This window comes from Rhizobium sp. NXC14 (genome assembly GCF_002117485.1).
Taxonomy (GTDB): Bacteria; Pseudomonadota; Alphaproteobacteria; order Rhizobiales; family Rhizobiaceae; genus Rhizobium.
In genome coordinates, this window is sequence record NZ_CP021033.1 from 125,289 (window position 1) to 139,762 (window position 14,474).

At 59.7% G+C, this 14,474-nt stretch carries 14 protein-coding genes; 6 read left to right on the forward strand and 8 right to left on the reverse strand.

Going from position 1 to position 14,474, the window contains the following annotated elements; translation table 11 throughout:
• Nucleotides 1–119 precede the first annotated feature (119 nt).
• Complete coding sequence (locus tag NXC14_RS28620) at nt 120–2,171, forward strand: nucleoside-diphosphate sugar epimerase/dehydratase (protein WP_085781407.1); 2,052 nt, start codon at nt 120–122, stop codon at nt 2,169–2,171.
• Here NXC14_RS28620 and NXC14_RS28625 read toward each other — a convergent pair.
• The 3 genes from NXC14_RS28625 to NXC14_RS28635 all read right to left on the reverse strand — a co-directional run bounded on the left by NXC14_RS28625 (nt 2,147) and on the right by NXC14_RS28635 (nt 5,078).
• Entirely contained in the window at nt 2,147–3,421 is a 1,275-nt protein-coding gene (locus NXC14_RS28625) for an O-antigen ligase family protein (RefSeq protein WP_085781408.1), read from the reverse strand. The two genes, NXC14_RS28620 and NXC14_RS28625, sit on opposite strands and share 25 nt — an antisense overlap.
• Nucleotides 3,422–4,131: 710 nt before the next feature.
• A complete protein-coding gene (locus tag NXC14_RS28630) occupies nt 4,132–4,587 on the reverse strand; it encodes a cupin domain-containing protein (RefSeq protein ID WP_085781409.1) in 456 nt (151 codons plus the stop codon).
• A 41-nt stretch (nt 4,588–4,628) separates the two neighbouring features.
• Nucleotides 4,629–5,078 (reverse strand): cupin domain-containing protein, encoded by a 450-nt coding sequence (locus NXC14_RS28635; RefSeq protein ID WP_198175593.1) that lies wholly within the window; start codon nt 5,076–5,078, stop codon nt 4,629–4,631.
• A gap of 110 nt (nt 5,079–5,188) precedes the next feature.
• Here NXC14_RS28635 and NXC14_RS28640 point away from each other — a divergent pair, with 110 nt between their 5' ends.
• A complete protein-coding gene (locus NXC14_RS28640) occupies nt 5,189–6,094 on the forward strand; it encodes a LysR family transcriptional regulator (RefSeq protein ID WP_085781411.1) in 906 nt (301 codons plus the stop codon).
• Between the two features lie 424 nt (nt 6,095–6,518).
• On the opposite strand, the gene NXC14_RS28645 is transcribed toward NXC14_RS28640, so the two are convergent.
• Nucleotides 6,519–6,767, reverse strand: a complete 249-nt coding sequence (locus NXC14_RS28645) for a hypothetical protein (protein ID WP_085781412.1) — start codon at nt 6,765–6,767, stop codon at nt 6,519–6,521.
• A gap of 34 nt (nt 6,768–6,801) precedes the next feature.
• A complete protein-coding gene (locus NXC14_RS28650; protein WP_085781413.1) occupies nt 6,802–7,188 on the reverse strand; it encodes a DUF2934 domain-containing protein in 387 nt (128 codons plus the stop codon).
• Nucleotides 7,189–7,375: 187 nt separating this feature from the next.
• On the opposite strand from NXC14_RS28650, the gene NXC14_RS28655 reads away from it, so the two are divergent.
• Together NXC14_RS28655 and uxuA are read left to right on the forward strand one after the other, a co-directional pair.
• Nucleotides 7,376–8,098 carry a GntR family transcriptional regulator gene (locus NXC14_RS28655; RefSeq protein WP_085782033.1) on the forward strand — a complete coding sequence of 241 codons (723 nt, stop codon included), beginning with the start codon at nt 7,376–7,378 and terminating at the stop codon, nt 8,096–8,098.
• A 45-nt stretch (nt 8,099–8,143) separates the two neighbouring features.
• Complete coding sequence (gene uxuA / locus NXC14_RS28660) at nt 8,144–9,331, forward strand: mannonate dehydratase (RefSeq protein ID WP_085781414.1); 1,188 nt, start codon at nt 8,144–8,146, stop codon at nt 9,329–9,331.
• Nucleotides 9,332–9,388: 57 nt separating this feature from the next.
• On the opposite strand, the gene NXC14_RS28665 is transcribed toward uxuA, so the two are convergent.
• A complete protein-coding gene (locus NXC14_RS28665; RefSeq protein WP_085781415.1) occupies nt 9,389–10,036 on the reverse strand; it encodes a TetR/AcrR family transcriptional regulator in 648 nt (215 codons plus the stop codon).
• A 135-nt stretch (nt 10,037–10,171) separates the two neighbouring features.
• On the opposite strand from NXC14_RS28665, the gene NXC14_RS28670 reads away from it, so the two are divergent.
• A complete protein-coding gene (locus tag NXC14_RS28670; RefSeq protein ID WP_085781416.1) occupies nt 10,172–11,356 on the forward strand; it encodes an HlyD family secretion protein in 1,185 nt (394 codons plus the stop codon).
• Nucleotides 11,357–11,380: 24 nt separating this feature from the next.
• Nucleotides 11,381–12,964, forward strand: coding sequence for a DHA2 family efflux MFS transporter permease subunit (locus NXC14_RS28675; RefSeq protein ID WP_085781417.1), 1,584 nt, complete (start codon nt 11,381–11,383; stop codon nt 12,962–12,964).
• 84 nt (nt 12,965–13,048) lie between these two features.
• On the opposite strand, the gene NXC14_RS28680 is transcribed toward NXC14_RS28675, so the two are convergent.
• Nucleotides 13,049–13,918, reverse strand: a complete 870-nt coding sequence (locus NXC14_RS28680; RefSeq protein WP_085781418.1) for an aldose 1-epimerase family protein — start codon at nt 13,916–13,918, stop codon at nt 13,049–13,051.
• Nucleotides 13,919–14,023: 105 nt separating this feature from the next.
• On the reverse strand, nt 14,024–14,353 hold the full coding sequence (locus tag NXC14_RS28685) for a DUF6665 family protein (RefSeq protein WP_085782034.1): 330 nt from the start codon (nt 14,351–14,353) through the stop codon (nt 14,024–14,026).
• Nucleotides 14,354–14,474: the final 121 nt, after the last annotated feature.

Consider the following 14,474-nt stretch of genomic DNA (forward strand, 5'->3'; position numbering starts at 1 on the left):
CCTACTTCTGATAGATAAGCGGTGCGGAAGGCTTTGATTTCCGATTATTTCAGTTGCGCTCGTTGCAGAAAATGACAAGAAGGTGGTTGTCTGATTGATCCGCGAGACGCTGGGAAGCAATGCCTGAAAATACCCCCACTGAGACGCCACGCTCGAGATGGTTCTTGGTGCCGATGCAGGCGCTCGTCGCCCCTCTGCTGGCCATGCCGCGTGCTGCCAAACGCGCTCTCGCCTTGCTGGTGGATTCCGGTCTTTGTGTCCTGACGATCTGGCTGGCCTATTGCTTTCGTCTGAACGAATGGACGGTGCTAACTGGCGTGCAGTGGTTACCGGTGTTCGTTTCCTTGTGCATGGCGCTTCCCATCTTCATCGTCATGGGCATGTATCGGGCGATCTTCCGTTATGCCAACATGGCCGCTTTCATTGCCGTTCTAAAAGCAATTGCGATTTACGGCGTCGCCTTCATGACGATGTTTACGGCGCTCAGCGTCCCGGGCGTTCCGAGAACCGTCGGCATTCTCCAGCCCTTCCTGCTGCTGATTGCGATCGGCCTGTCACGGTTGGGCATCCGCTATTGGCTCGGGGATACCTATCAGCGTATTCTTCACCAGAATACGCTCGATAAGGTGCTGATCTATGGGGCGGGAAATGCCGGGAGGCAACTCGCCGGCGCTCTGACGAACAGCGCCGAACTCAATGTCGTCGGCTACCTCGATGATGATCCGCGCCTTAAGGGCGGCATCATGGGCGGTTTGCCGATCTATGACCCGTCGGATCTTCCGGTGCTCGCCGAAGCACTTGGCGTGCACAACGTGCTTCTTGCTCTCCCATCCGCGTCGCGGCAGCGTCGCAATGAAATTCTCGAGCATATCCGCAAAGCCAGGGTGAACGTCCGGACATTGCCGGATCTCACCGCGCTGGCTCAGGGACGAGTCGCGGTCTCCGATATTCGTGAGCTGGAGATCGAAGACCTCTTGGGCAGGGAAGCGGTTGCGCCGCGGCAAGAGCTGCTCGACAAGGCAATGCGCAACAAGGTGGTCATGGTCACGGGCGCCGGCGGCTCTATCGGCGGCGAGTTATGTCGCCAGATTCTGCGCAACGCGCCTTCGAGCCTTATCCTCATAGATCAGAACGAGTTTGCGCTTTATAACATCCATGCCGAATTGCTGAAGCTGGCCGAAGTTTACGAGCATGAGAGCCTGCAGATCGTGCCGATCCTTTGTTCAGTCCGCGACCAGGATCGCATGGAACATATCATGCAGAGCTGGCGGCCTCAGACGCTTTATCACGCCGCCGCTTACAAGCATGTGCCTCTCGTCGAACACAATGCCGTCGAAGGCATCAAGAACAATGTCATGGGGACATTGATCACCGCACGTGCGGCAAATAGATGCGGCGTCTCGAATTTCGTGCTGATCAGCACCGACAAAGCCGTGCGTCCGACGAATGTGATGGGCGCCAGCAAGAGGCTGGCGGAGATGGTGCTGCAGGCGCTTGCGGCAGAGCTGACCGCTGACAGACTGCGGACAAACTTCTCGATGGTCCGCTTCGGGAACGTCCTTGGTTCGTCCGGATCCGTCGTGCCACTGTTCCGGCAGCAGATCAAGGAAGGCGGTCCGGTCACCCTGACGCATCCGAAAATAACCCGCTACTTCATGACCATTTCGGAAGCCTCGCAACTTGTCATCCAGGCGGGCGCCATGGCCGAGGGCGGCGATGTTTTCCTGCTCGATATGGGCGAGCCCGTCCGCATTGCGGATCTCGCTCGCAAGATGGTCGAACTGTCCGGATTGACCGTCCGGGACGTGGATAATCCCGAAGGGGACATCGAGCTTTCCGTTACGGGCTTGAGGCCCGGCGAGAAGCTTTATGAAGAATTGTTGATCGGGGATAACCCCGAGACAACCGAACATCCGCGGATCATGAAGGCGCGCGAGGACTTCCTCTTGTGGCCGGAACTTTCGAAGAAGCTCAATTCGCTCAATGCGGCATTGGATCGTAACGACATGATCGCGGCCCGCGCGACCCTGGCAGAACTTGTTTCCGGCTATTCCTCGACGGGTGAAGTTTCCGATCTTGCGTTCACCGGCGGCGAAACCAATCCGGCGCATGAAGATGTCAACGCGCTAGCCTCGGGCGCAGGAAATCAGCTTCGAACGACAGGTGCATAACGCGTGCTGCCCCGGTCCGCGCAAATAAGAGCGACCATATAGGCGAAGATCGGATCCAGCGCTTTTTGGTTGAACATGATACCGAAGCTGCCGGTTATAATGTAGCTGCTGGTCAGCAGGAGAGCGAGCGCTATGGCAAGATCCCGGCCAGGGCCAGGTTCCTTTTTCCACGCACCGATCACGGGTGTCAGGAGCAGCAATGAAAGCGCTGCGATGCCGACAAGGCCGGCGTCGATTCCCGCTGTGAGAAAGCCGTTATGGACATGTGAATAGGGCAGTTGCGGCCTTAGGCCCTCAGGGACTTCTGCCAGGACAGCAGCCATCCGGTTTTGCGGGCCATAGCCGGTGAACGGATCCTTGGTGATTGCCGATAGGGCGCCCTTGTAGAGAGCAACCCGCGCGCTCAGCGAGGTGATATCGCCATTGGTGCTTTCGAGCGATGACAGATTTTCCTGGAGCTCACGGACGCGATAGACAACCTGGTCGCTGCCCAAGGCGAGAAGTCCCAGCAACAGTACCGAGCCGGTGATGGCGAGGCTGCGCAGACTGACATGAAATCGGTTCTTGGGAAAATACCAGAGGAAGATGACCAGCTGGACGGGGATGACCAGCCAGGCCGAGCGCGTTCCGGAAAGCAACGCGCAGCCCAGACCTGCGGCATATCCCAATATCGCGATCTTTTGCTCCATGCTTTTGGGAGATTGAAGATTGAGTAGCGCGACGCCGCCGAAAAGCACGCCGATAACGCCCAGCAGCGCCGCGTTCGAGGTTCCCGCCTCCGCCCTGGGCATCAGGAATAGGACCTGAAGCAGACTGAAGAGAAAAGTAACGATCATGCCGAGACCCGCGCCGAGGATAAAGAGGGGAACAAGGCGGCCATCGGGAGATTGACGCATGCGCGGCAAGATCAGCCAGATCGAAAAGAACGGCAGGAGCCGGAAAATCCAATCCAGTTCTTCCGAGAGAGGCGGATTGACGAATATGCTGATGACCATCACCACCGGGTAAATCGTCATGCAAATGGCAACCACTCGGTCGGACTTCGACAGGTTCAAAGGAAAGCGGGCTCTTGCCAGGCAATAGAGACCCGATAGCATCGACCCGAGTAGGATGAAGGAGTTGAAGTTAGGTGAAAGCCCGGGCAAGATTGCAAAGAGAAAGACCGCGATGCCATTGGTTCGATCAAGCGCGCTTCCAGACCCGTTCCCGGGATGAAGGACCGCAATCACGAGTTGCCTGAAATAATTCACTTTGATAGCCCTGACGTGTCGCTTTCCAGCCTCGCTAAGGACCGTTGTCACCGCTGTCAAGCCGTGAAGGCAGGACGAACCTGCGCTTTTTTCACTGTCGTATTCCGGCAACAGCAGATTCGGATGCTCGTTGCTCCTGCTCGACGACGGTCGCAACAGGCTGCAACAGCAAAGCTGTTCCGAACAGAAAACACGTTTGAGGTGCGAGCCTATTGAGAAGCTTTGTCATCTGGCGGCGCATTCCCGCTATCCGCGAACGTCTCTGTTGGTCGCGGGCCGAGTGATCTGGCGCCGACCCCGAGGCCGACTTTGCCGCGCCCCGTGCGAGCGCTTTGCCTCGAAATTCCCGAGCATTGTCGAGATGAATGACGGTGGGCAAACCATTGGCGCGGACAATCAGCCAGCGCTTAGCGACAACCGTGACGCCGCCGTTAACCTGAAACTTGAACAGCCCGTCAATGATGTAGAGCGCCTCGTCTTCGTCATGCCTATGAAGAGGACATTGAAACCTCCCTCAGCGGATGTTCGATCATAGAAACAGACGCAACGCTTTCGGCACTCGACAGGCGAGGGGGGCAAATGCGTTCATGAACCGTCGGTCGTTGTCTGACGTCTCGTCTCCTCTCATCACGAGCCTTCGACGCCGTTTCAAACAACGAAGAATGTCCACGCCGCTCACAGTGAATGCAAGCGGCGTGGACTGCTTATCATCAAACAATGGGTGCCCCGACTAGGTCAATCGCGTGGGCGCTGCAGATTCCTGCTAGGGCTTGCTGCTGCTCAATTGTCGGAGGCAGCTGCTCCGGCAGTGCTTCTTCCTGCGCAAGGCGGGACGCCGCGCGGACCATGTTTTCGAAGGGGCCGTTCGTAATCGTCAGGCAACGGCCGTAATCCGACAGCACGCGGAAGCCATGCACGCTGTTTCTCGGAAGATGGATCGTGTCGCCGACGTCGGCCTCGATGACCTCACCGTCACGCTGAAAGCGGAACTGCCCCTCGAGGATGACGAAGGTTTCGCTTTCCTGGTGGTGGATATGCAACGGAGGAGCAAAGTCCTTTGCCATGCGATGCTCGATTATGGACAGGCCTTCCGCATTGTCCGCCTGCCTCAAGCGCACGAGGAGATGGGCGGTCATGAACCAGAGGCTATCAGTATTCGCGGTCATCGTATTTTCCTTTTGATGAATTGCTTGCTTGCGAGAGTGTTTCAGTTGATTGCCGATTGCACGGCAGGTCGGAAGGAGACGCCGAATTCAGCGGCGATCGCCGATACGTCAGCAGTTTTCGATGAAGGGGTTTTCGCCAGGGCGGGATAGAAATTTTCAGAGCCGCCAGGTGTGACGACGACCAACAGCCTGCCCGTCGAGTTTCCGACGTTGCGGATTTGGTGGGGAACATTGCGAGGTGGCGCGATGCAGCCGCCTTGATCCAGTTCGACATATTCATCGGCGCACCAGAAGCCGAATTTGCCTTTGAGCACGTGAAGAAACGCGTCTTCCAGCGCGTGGATGTGTCTCGGCTGCCCTTCATCGCGGGGAACGATCATTTCCATCACGGCCAGAGCGCCGTTTGTGTCAGCCGAGGGTATCCTCATCCGGTTTAACCCGGCGATCACCTCGACTGTGCCTCGCACGGGCGGTGAGATCGCGGCATGCATAAATTTCGTCATTTGTCACCCCTTGCTCTGATTACGTTGAGGGCGGATTTACCGAAATTCGCGCAAATGATAAGACTGATAATCGCGCAGCATTATTTGGAAAATTCAGCATGAAGTCCCTAGATCCGTTGGAGGGCATCGCAGCCTTCCTGACTGTCGGAAAACACCTCAGCTTCACGAAGGCGGCAGAAGAGCTCCGCATGTCGCGGGCGACGGTAGGTACCCAAGTGCAGGCATTGGAGGCAAAGCTCGGGGTGAGGCTGCTGCATCGTTCAACACGCAGCGTGGTGCTGACGGAGCCCGGCGTCGCGTACTATCAGTCGCTTACGGGCATTCTCCCGCAGATCAAAGAGGCAGAGCGCGCCGCGCTCAGCTATCAGCACGAAGTCGTCGGTCGCCTGAAAGTCACTGTGCCGCCGGAATTCGCACAATTGCATATGGCCCCGATCATCGCTGAATTCCTGAAGCAGAATCCCGCCGTTTCGATCGACATCACGTTTTCGCATCGCGCCGTCAATCTGATCGAGGAGGGATACGATCTGGCGATCCGGGGCACGATTGTTGTTGAGGCCAATCTCATCACAAGACACATCGGGGATTCGCCGATGATAATATGCGCTTCACCTGATTATCTGGAGAGATATTCGAGGCCATCGGAGCCGATGGACCTGGCGAACCATTCGTGCCTGCATTTCTCAGGGCTTCGCTGGGGCAATGTCTGGATGTTCAGCAAGGGGGAGCAGAGCGCGCGCGTGCCGATCGTTCCGCGCTATCTCGCCAATGATGGTCTCAGTCTCAGGGACGTTGCGGTAGCGGGAGCTGGCGTCACGCTTCTGCCGATGTTTGAAATCGCGCAGGAGATTCGCGAGGGCCGCCTAGTACGTGTCCTCGACGACTGGACGATCGGCTCGGTTCCGATCCATGCCGTTTATCCTGCCAACAAGAACATCGCGTCCAAGGTCAGGCGGTTCACCGACTTCTTGGTGAAGAGACTTCCTAAGGATGCCATAGCCTGAATTTCGCCCAGATTGCCATCGCGTTCCGAATATCTGACCCAAACATCAACACCGTGGCGATCGAGCCCACGTTGGGCAGTGTAGGCCCGACTGCGGATTATCCGCGTTCCTTGAAAGCCCCCCAGCCTCCGAGCGCTGAAAGAGGTCGAGCAAAATTTTCAAACGATTGTCGAGAGCGAAGTGACGGCCGCACTCACACGAATCTTGATGTCATGACCGCTGCTGGCGCATCCGGTCAATCCGAACGATTCGACTGATCCTTGCAGGTAAGAACTGCGTCACTATAAGGACGTCGATTCCGCTTAATCAAGCTGATCGACAGTCTTCAAGTCCAGGATCTGAATCTCTCGCCATTCCAACCGAATTGTCCGGCCGTTATAGGACAGCGACGCTCTAGTCGCGCAGCCACTTTTGGTACCTGGAGCTATCGCCAATATGGACGCGCCGCGCTTTCCACCGATGACCGGCCGAGGAGATAGCCGAATCCGAATGCGAGAATACCAATGGTGAGCAATGCGCTTGCGGTGTGCGGGTGGTTTCTAGCCCCGGCCGTGACTGCATAGACCTCACGTTTCACCCCGCTGGCCGCCGATTGGGCAACCTTGGCCAGTCCTTCCGGCGGCTCGACGGGTGTGCCGGTAAATCCGGCGTCCAAGTCTCTTTTATCGACCATATCGGGAGACCTTTCCTGCATTGAAGACAGCAATTTAATCCTGCTCGCGTGTGCCGGGTGAGGCTTCGCGTTGGTCCGCGTCTTCGAGATCCGTCTTGACCAGGAAGGCATCGCTATGTTCGCGTGCGGCCTCTCGCAGCGCTTCGAGCTTGGGAGGATTGTCGCCCCCGCCATATTGCGCATCGAGCTCATGCTCGGCGCGAATCCAGTGATCCCGATGCCTGCCCTCCGGCCTGCCTTCCTTCTCCCACAGCGCATGTGCTCTTTTCCGGATCTCCTCCTCGCGGAGCACCGCCGGGCCGGTTTCGTGTGTGGCTTGCCGCGCCATCTTCCCTTTCCGCGCACCGGCCAGTGAAGATTTCTTCAGCCGCGTGTCGTCGGTCGTGTCTTCATTTTTTGTGCTTCGTACCGGGTTCTTCATCGGCGCCTCCTTGATTGGATCTCAACCAATTCGGCTGATCTAAGTTCCAACCAACAGTCTCGACCAGCATCGAACCGCACGGTCAAGCGACCCCCAACCTCCAAATGTAATCCATTCCTTCGCAGGCCTTGGCAGGGCGCCCCAGCTGATATACTAGTATGCCAGAACACGATCACTGGTCTCAATGATGCGGCAGTCCTCAGAAGCCCAAGCGCTTCCGGTTTCGATTTCCCAGGAAGTCGGCCCGAAGTTGCGCCGCGTCACCACGGCCGGTGCCATCTACGAACGTCTCTATGCCGACATCGTCTCGCTCAGGATGCCGCCTGGCCTGTTGCTGCAGGAAAAGCGGATCGCCGAGGATTTCGGGGTGAGCCGCACGCCGGTGCGCGAGGCACTGCTCAGGCTCTCCGAAGGCGGGCTGGTCGACATCTATCCGCAGTCAGGCACGGTCGTGTCGCGTGTGCCTGTCGCGTCGATCCCAGAGGCGGTGGTGGTGCGCAAAGCGCTCGAAGGTACGACCGTCGAGACTGCGGCCGAAACCGCCCGCGCTGCCGATATTGCCCATCTGGATGCGATCATCTCCCGGCAGCGGTCGCATGCCGCGGCCGGCAACGCCTCGAACTTTCATGAGGAAGACGAGGCCTTTCATGAGGCGATCGCTGAGATAGCAGGTTATCCGGGCATCTGGGCAATTCTGAAGACGGTCAAGGTGCAGATCGACCGGGCGCGGCGGCTGGCGCTGCCGGCGCTTGGGCGCATGGACAATGTGGTCCGCGAACACATCGTCATTCGCGACGCGCTCGCCGCCCATGATGCTGCGGCTGCGCGCGGCGCGATGATCCATCACTTGAGCGCCGTCATTCCCGATGTCGATGAGCTGCGCTCGCGTTACCCCGATTATTTCTGCTGACGGCAGGATCACCACGAAAACGAAGAGGCGAGGGAAGGAAGAAGGATGCGACAGGGTTGGAGATGGTTCGGACCGGAAGCGCCGGTGACGCTGGATGATGTCCGTCAGACGGGCGCGACCAATATCGTCTCGTCGCTCCATCAAGTGCCGATCGGCAGGGCCTGGACGGAAAGGGAAGTGCGCGAACGCCAGTCTCTGATCGAGACGACGCCGGCGGACCGCTCGCCACTCGTCTGGTCGGTCGTCGAAAGCATTCCGATCCCTGATGCAGTCAAGCGCAGAGGCGGGGAGGCGAAGGCTGAAATCGAGGCGTGGATCGCCAGCCTCGAAGCGGTCGCCGCCTGCGGCATTCCGATCGTCTGCTATAATTTTATGCCTGTCGTGGACTGGACTCGCACCGACCTCGATTTCGTGACGCCGACAGGGGCCACCGCCATGCGCTTCGATCATGAGCGTTTTGCAGCCTTCGACCTCTTTATTCTGGAACGGCCGGGTGCGGCCCAGCAATATTCCGATGAGGATCGCGAACGGGCGCGTGTGGTCTATGAGGCCATGTCGGAGGAGGAGGTCGCCGACCTCACCCGCATTATCGCCTCGGCTCTTCCCGGCTCGACGACCGAGCCCCTTACCATTCCGGCCTTCCGGGAAAAGCTTGTCGCCTATAGCGGCATCGATGCCGCAAAGCTGCGCCGGCACCTGATCGAATTTCTGGAGGTGGTGACGCCGGCGGCCGAAGCACGCGGCGTCAAGCTGACGCTGCATCCCGACGATCCGCCGCGCTCGCTCTTCGGCCTGCCGCGCATCGCCTCGACGGCCGATGATTATGCCGCTCTCTTCGATGCGGTGCCGTCGGCGGCGAACGGTATGTGTTATTGCACCGGCAGCCTCGGCGTGCGCGCCGACAACGACCTGCCGGCGATCGCCCGGCGGTTCGCTTCGCGCATCCACTTCGCGCATCTGCGTGCAACGACGCGTGAAGGCGACGGTCGGACGTTCCACGAAAGCGCGCATCTGGAAGGTGATGTCGACATGGTCGCGGTTCTCCGCGAACTGGTTGCAGAAGACCGCCGCCGCGCTCCCGAAGACACCATCGTCTTCCGCTCGGACCATGGCCACCGCATGCTTGACGATCTCGACAAAACGGTCACGCCCGGCTACCCCGCCATTGGCCGCATGCGCGGCCTTGCCGAGCTTCGCGGCATCCTGCATGCGCTGGACGCCCCGCCGACCTGAGGGGATTGGCGTCGCCTGGCATAGAAAATCATTGCGCTCTGGAGCCCAAGCGACACTTCAGAGCGCGCAACCCTTCAGGAACAGATCCGTGCACATCTTCGCCCTCGCGGCGATCTCTTCGATCCCCGGCGGCTGTTGCTGGCGCAGCATCGCGGCGCGCTGCGGCTCCATGATCATCATCCCACGGAGCATCCCGCAGGCGGCATGTGGATCGTCGAGTGCGATCAGTCCGCGATCGATCTGTCTGCGCAGCCAGTCTTCCATCAGCGCGTTGGTCCTGACGATCGCTTTCTCATAGAAGGTCGTGGCGATCTCGGGAAAACGGTCGGACTCGCTGATGACGAGTCGAGTCACGGTGATCGTGTCCAGCGAGAGCGTCAGCATGCCATAGGCCGTCAGCATGCGCTCCAACCCTTGCCTGAGGTCCAATACCGCAAGCGTTCCGGGATCGAGCGACATGAGGAAGCGCCCCGTCCGCTCGATGATCATCTCGGAAAACAGATCCGCCTTGGTCGGAAACAGCCGGTAGAGCGTCTTGGTCGAGACACCAGCCCCTTGCGCGATCGCGGCGATGCTTGCCGCGGCATAACCATTCTCGTGGAACTGCCGGTTAGCCGCCTCGATGACCACGCTTCTCGTATCGTCGTCGCAGCGGACTTGCGGTCGTCCTCGCGGTCTCTTCTCGATTTCGTGATTTTGGACCATGACTATTTTCCAAATTCTTGTTGACACCGATTTTATAGAGGATATTTTGGAAAATGACAAGTTTCCAAAGTGGAACTGACGTGAATTTAGGGGCCGCAGCCGGTAGCGACAGCGACCAGTAACAGGAGAAAGGCAATGTCCATTAGTACGCTGCAGGCCCTGAACAACAACGCGCCTGTCACCGAAACCACGGCGGAAGCCGCACCGGCAACCCTTGATGCCGGCAACACGCCACGCATCGCCGAAGCTGTCCCAGTTTTGGAGCCTCCCGCCCGCAAGCGCCGTGGCCGCGGACTGTTGCTGGGCGCGACCGCCATCGCCCTGCTCGCCGCCGCCAGCTATTACGGCCATAGTTACTGGACCGTCGGCCGCTTCGAGATCTCCACCGACGACGCCTATGTGAAGGCCGACAATACGACCGTCGCGCCAAAGATTTCGGGCTACATTGCGGAAGTGCTCGTCGGCGACAACCAGGTGGTCAGGGCGGGTCAGCCGCTCGCACGCATCGATGATCGCGATTTCCGTGCCGCTCTCGATCAGGCCAAGGCCGATGTCGCCGCTGCCGAGGCGACGCTCAATGCCAAGCAGGCCTCGCTCGATATTCAGCAGTCGACGATTGCCGCAGCCCGCGCCACGGTCGAGGTCGACAAGGCGAACGAAACCTTCGCGGAACAGAACAACAAGCGTTACGCCAATCTCGCCACCAGCGGTTATGCGCCGGTTCAGACGGCGCAGCAGGCCGCTTCCGCCATCGCCGCCGCCCAGGCGACCATTGTACGCGATAATGCTGCGCTCGATGCCGCCGTTAAGCAGGTCGACCTTCTCAATGCCGAACTCGCCCAGGCGAAGGCGACGCTCGCCCATGACCGGGCCGTCCAGCATCAGGCTGAACTGAACCTCTCCTATGCAACGATTACCGCCCCTGTCGACGGCACCGTCGGCAACAGGACGCTGCGGGTCGGCCAGTATGTGCAGGCGGGCACCCAGCTGATGTCGGTTGTACCCACGAGCGCGATCTATGTGATCGCCAACTACAAGGAAACGCAGCTGACCGATGTTCGCGCCGGCCAGCCGGTGGATATCGAGGTCGATACTTTCCCAGGCCGCATCTATCGGGGCCATGTCGATAGCCTTGCTCCGGCAAGCGGCCAGGAATTCGCGCTTCTGCCCCCCGACAACGCGACCGGCAACTTCACCAAGGTCGTTCAGCGCATTCCGGTCAAGATCGTGCTGGACGGCGAAGCCGCCAATGGCGACCTGCGACCCGGCATGTCCGTTCAGCCGAGCATCGACACCAAGGCCGATGCCGACCGCAGTTAGGCGCGGGGATTAGGAGATCGTGTCATGTCCACTATCGCAGCAACAGCCGCCCCCATATCGCAGCCGGGCGCCGGCACCAAGGAATGGATCGCCGTTCTCGCCGGCATGATCGGCGCCTTCATGGCGATCCTCAACATCCAGATCACCAATGCCTCCCTCCTCGACATCGAGGGCGGCATCGGAACGGGCGTCGACAACGGCGCCTGGATATCGACATCCTACCTGATCGGGGAGATCGTCGTCATTCCGCTGACGGCCTATTTCAGCAATGTCTTCTCGTTCCGCCGCTATATCCTCGTCAATTCCATTCTCTTCCCGCTGTTTTCAATGGCTTGTGCCTTCGCGCATGATCTCGGCACGATGATCCTGCTGCGCGGCCTGCAGGGCTTTGCCGGTGGCGTACTGATCCCCATGGCCTTCACCATGGTGCTAACCAAACTGCCGAAGACCCAGCAGCCGCTGGGGCTCGCGATCTTCGCGCTGTCGGTCACTTTCGCCCCGGCCATCGGCCCGACGATCGGCGGCTACCTGACGGAGAACTATGGCTGGCAGACGATCTTCTTCATCAACACGATCCCGAGCCTCATTATGGCGGCCGCTCTCGCCGTGACGCTGGAAAAGCAGCCGATGCAGCTTCACCTTCTGAGGGAAGGCGACTGGGCCGGCATCTTTACCATGGCGGTCGGCCTCTCGGCGCTGCAGACCGTGCTGGAGGAAGGCAACAAGGAAGACTGGTTCTCCTCGCCCTTCATCGTCAAGCTCAGCCTTGTCGCCTTCGTCTTTCTCGCCGCCTTCATCTGGATCGAGCTGACGGTCAAGAAGCCGCTGGTCAAGCTGCGGCTGCTCACTCAGCGCAATTTCGGCATCGGCGTGCTGGTCAACGTCCTGGTCGGCGTCGCGCTCTTTGGCACAGTCTATATCCTGCCGCAATATCTCGGCCAGGTGCAGCGTTATAATGCCGAGCAGATCGGCAACGTGCTCGCCTGGACCGGCCTGCCGCAGCTGTTGCTCATTCCGCTGGTGCCTGTTCTCATGAAGCGTTTCGACGCCCGCTATATCGGCTTCCTCGGTATCTCGATCTTCGCGATCAGCTGCTTCATGAACATCATGCTTTCGGCCGACAATGCCGGCGACCAGTTCTGGATCCCGAATATTGTCCGTGCCGTTGGCCAGGCCCTGGTGCTGACCCCGATCACAGCAATTACGACGGCCGGCATTGCTCCATCAGATGCCGCCGCCGCCTCTGGCCTGACCAACATGCTGCGCAATCTTGGCGGCGCGGTCGGCACCGCCTCTCTCGGCACCATCCTGACGAAGCGCGAACAGTTCCATTCCAATATCATCGGTCAGTCGATCACGCTGAGCCGTGACGAAGTTCGCGATCGCCTGGGCAAGCTTTCCGGCTACTTCATCCAGCATGGCGTCACCGATCCGGCTGTCGCATCGCAAAAGGCGGTCGTTGCGATTGGCCAGATCGTCAAGCGCCAGGCATTGATCTTGGGCTTCAGCGATACTTTCGCTGTCATCGGCGTGGTGCTTGCAGTGGCGGCATTTGCCCTGCTCCTCACCAAAAAGCCTCAGGCCGGCGGCGGTGCGGGCGCCCATTGAAAACGACGGATTCCGCAGAAAGATCTTCCTGAAGAAAAGCCCTCCTTTGCACGCCATGCGAAGGAGGGCGTTCACACGTGAACGCTACTGGCCGATCTCGACCGTGAAGGCGAAACGCGCAACAGCGCCCGGTGCGAGTAGCGTCGTCGAGGGCCGTTCCGAGAGTTCGCTCGAAGCTCCGGCCTGCGCAGCCGTCCCGTGCCACGGCTCGACGCAGAGGAAGGGCGCGCCCGGCTTGGTCCAGAGAGCGAGGTTGGGCAGGTTTTCGAAGCGGAACCGCAGGCTCGGCCCGCCTTCGGCACCGTAGCGCAGCCCTTCTCCCGCCCCTACAGGGAAGATCATCGCATCCTGCTCGAACATCGCATGATCCAGCACCAGCCGGCCTTTGTCGAAGGGTGAGGGCAATGGCGTTGGATTTATAAGGCCGCCCGCCAGCCGCACGAGTTCAGGCTCGCCCTGATTGTCGAGCGTGATGATGTGGGCGCGTCCGGTAGCGCCGGGCAGCGGCCAGGCGAAGGCGGAGTGGAATCCAAGCCCGAAGGGCATGGTCTTCCGGTCGCGGTTGGTCACCTCGGCGCTGACGGTCAGCGCCCGGCCTTCTACCGCATGCTCCACGGCCAGCAGGAATTCGAACGGATAGACCGCCCTGGTACTCTCCGAGGCGGCAAGCTCGTACCGGCACATCGTTGCCGCGGATGCCGCGAGGGAAAACTCGCTGCGGCGGGCAAAACCATGCTGGGCCATCGGATAGATCATGCCATCGATTGCGATCTTGTCGTCCGGGGCCTTGCCGACGATCGGAAACAGGATCGGCGAACGCCCGGTCCAGAAGGCGGCGTCGCCCGTCCATAGCCAGGAGCGTCCGTCGCTTGATTTAAGTGCCTGCATCTCGGCGCCGCGGGAGGAGACATCGACGGTGAGGTCCTGATTGCCGATCCGGATTGAGGCTGGCATCGCAATTCCCTTTCGTAGGTTGGTACCAAGTCATCTCATTTCCGCACCGTGAGTTTCTACTCTATCGGTGAGGTTGGTAATCACACGCCAGCTGGTGCTCATTCGTTACTTGCGTATCGCGCCCAACCTTGCGATCACTTCGTTCGGAATTCCATAGCGCTGAATGGCGTCGCGGTTGTTTCTCATTCCGCAGATTTCACGCTGGATGAAGAATGCCCAGACCGCATCGGAGGCGTCATTGAGAAGCTTCTCGCGTTCCTGCGCGCTTTGGCGTTCGCCGGTCCAGGCTTTCAGGGCGGCGAGGGCCGCCTCCACCTTCAGCCCGTGGCGCCCGAGTGAATCGGCGCGCTCCGACATCAGCTCGTATTCGAGGACGTTGAGGCCGTTCCTATCCTCCTGGGATTGTCTCAAAGATCGCGGCGGCCGAACGCTCATGGGCACGGATTCCTTATCAGCGCAGGCGACAACCTTATCCAATCCGGTCTTCGAGATCGAGAGGGCAGGGGAATGGACCTTTCCCGCCATTTCCGCGCGTGGTAAGGGCGCCGTAACTTTC

Bases quoted from the DNA above. Each gene is read 5' to 3' on its own strand.
- NXC14_RS28620 (WP_085781407.1), top strand. From the start codon at position 120: ATGCCTGAAAATACCCCCACTGAGACGCCACGCTCGAGATGGTTCTTG.
- NXC14_RS28630 (WP_085781409.1), bottom strand. From the start codon at position 4,587: ATGACCGCGAATACTGATAGCCTCTGGTTCATGACCGCCCATCTCCTC.
- NXC14_RS28635 (WP_198175593.1), bottom strand. From the start codon at position 5,078: ATGCATGCCGCGATCTCACCGCCCGTGCGAGGCACAGTCGAGGTGATC.
- NXC14_RS28640 (WP_085781411.1), top strand. From the start codon at position 5,189: ATGAAGTCCCTAGATCCGTTGGAGGGCATCGCAGCCTTCCTGACTGTC.
- NXC14_RS28645 (WP_085781412.1), bottom strand. From the start codon at position 6,767: ATGGTCGATAAAAGAGACTTGGACGCCGGATTTACCGGCACACCCGTC.
- NXC14_RS28650 (WP_085781413.1), bottom strand. From the start codon at position 7,188: ATGAAGAACCCGGTACGAAGCACAAAAAATGAAGACACGACCGACGAC.
- NXC14_RS28655 (WP_085782033.1), top strand. From the start codon at position 7,376: ATGCGGCAGTCCTCAGAAGCCCAAGCGCTTCCGGTTTCGATTTCCCAG.
- uxuA (WP_085781414.1), top strand. From the start codon at position 8,144: ATGCGACAGGGTTGGAGATGGTTCGGACCGGAAGCGCCGGTGACGCTG.
- NXC14_RS28665 (WP_085781415.1), bottom strand. From the start codon at position 10,036: ATGGTCCAAAATCACGAAATCGAGAAGAGACCGCGAGGACGACCGCAA.
- NXC14_RS28670 (WP_085781416.1), top strand. From the start codon at position 10,172: ATGTCCATTAGTACGCTGCAGGCCCTGAACAACAACGCGCCTGTCACC.
- NXC14_RS28675 (WP_085781417.1), top strand. From the start codon at position 11,381: ATGTCCACTATCGCAGCAACAGCCGCCCCCATATCGCAGCCGGGCGCC.
- NXC14_RS28680 (WP_085781418.1), bottom strand. From the start codon at position 13,918: ATGCCAGCCTCAATCCGGATCGGCAATCAGGACCTCACCGTCGATGTC.
- NXC14_RS28685 (WP_085782034.1), bottom strand. From the start codon at position 14,353: ATGAGCGTTCGGCCGCCGCGATCTTTGAGACAATCCCAGGAGGATAGG.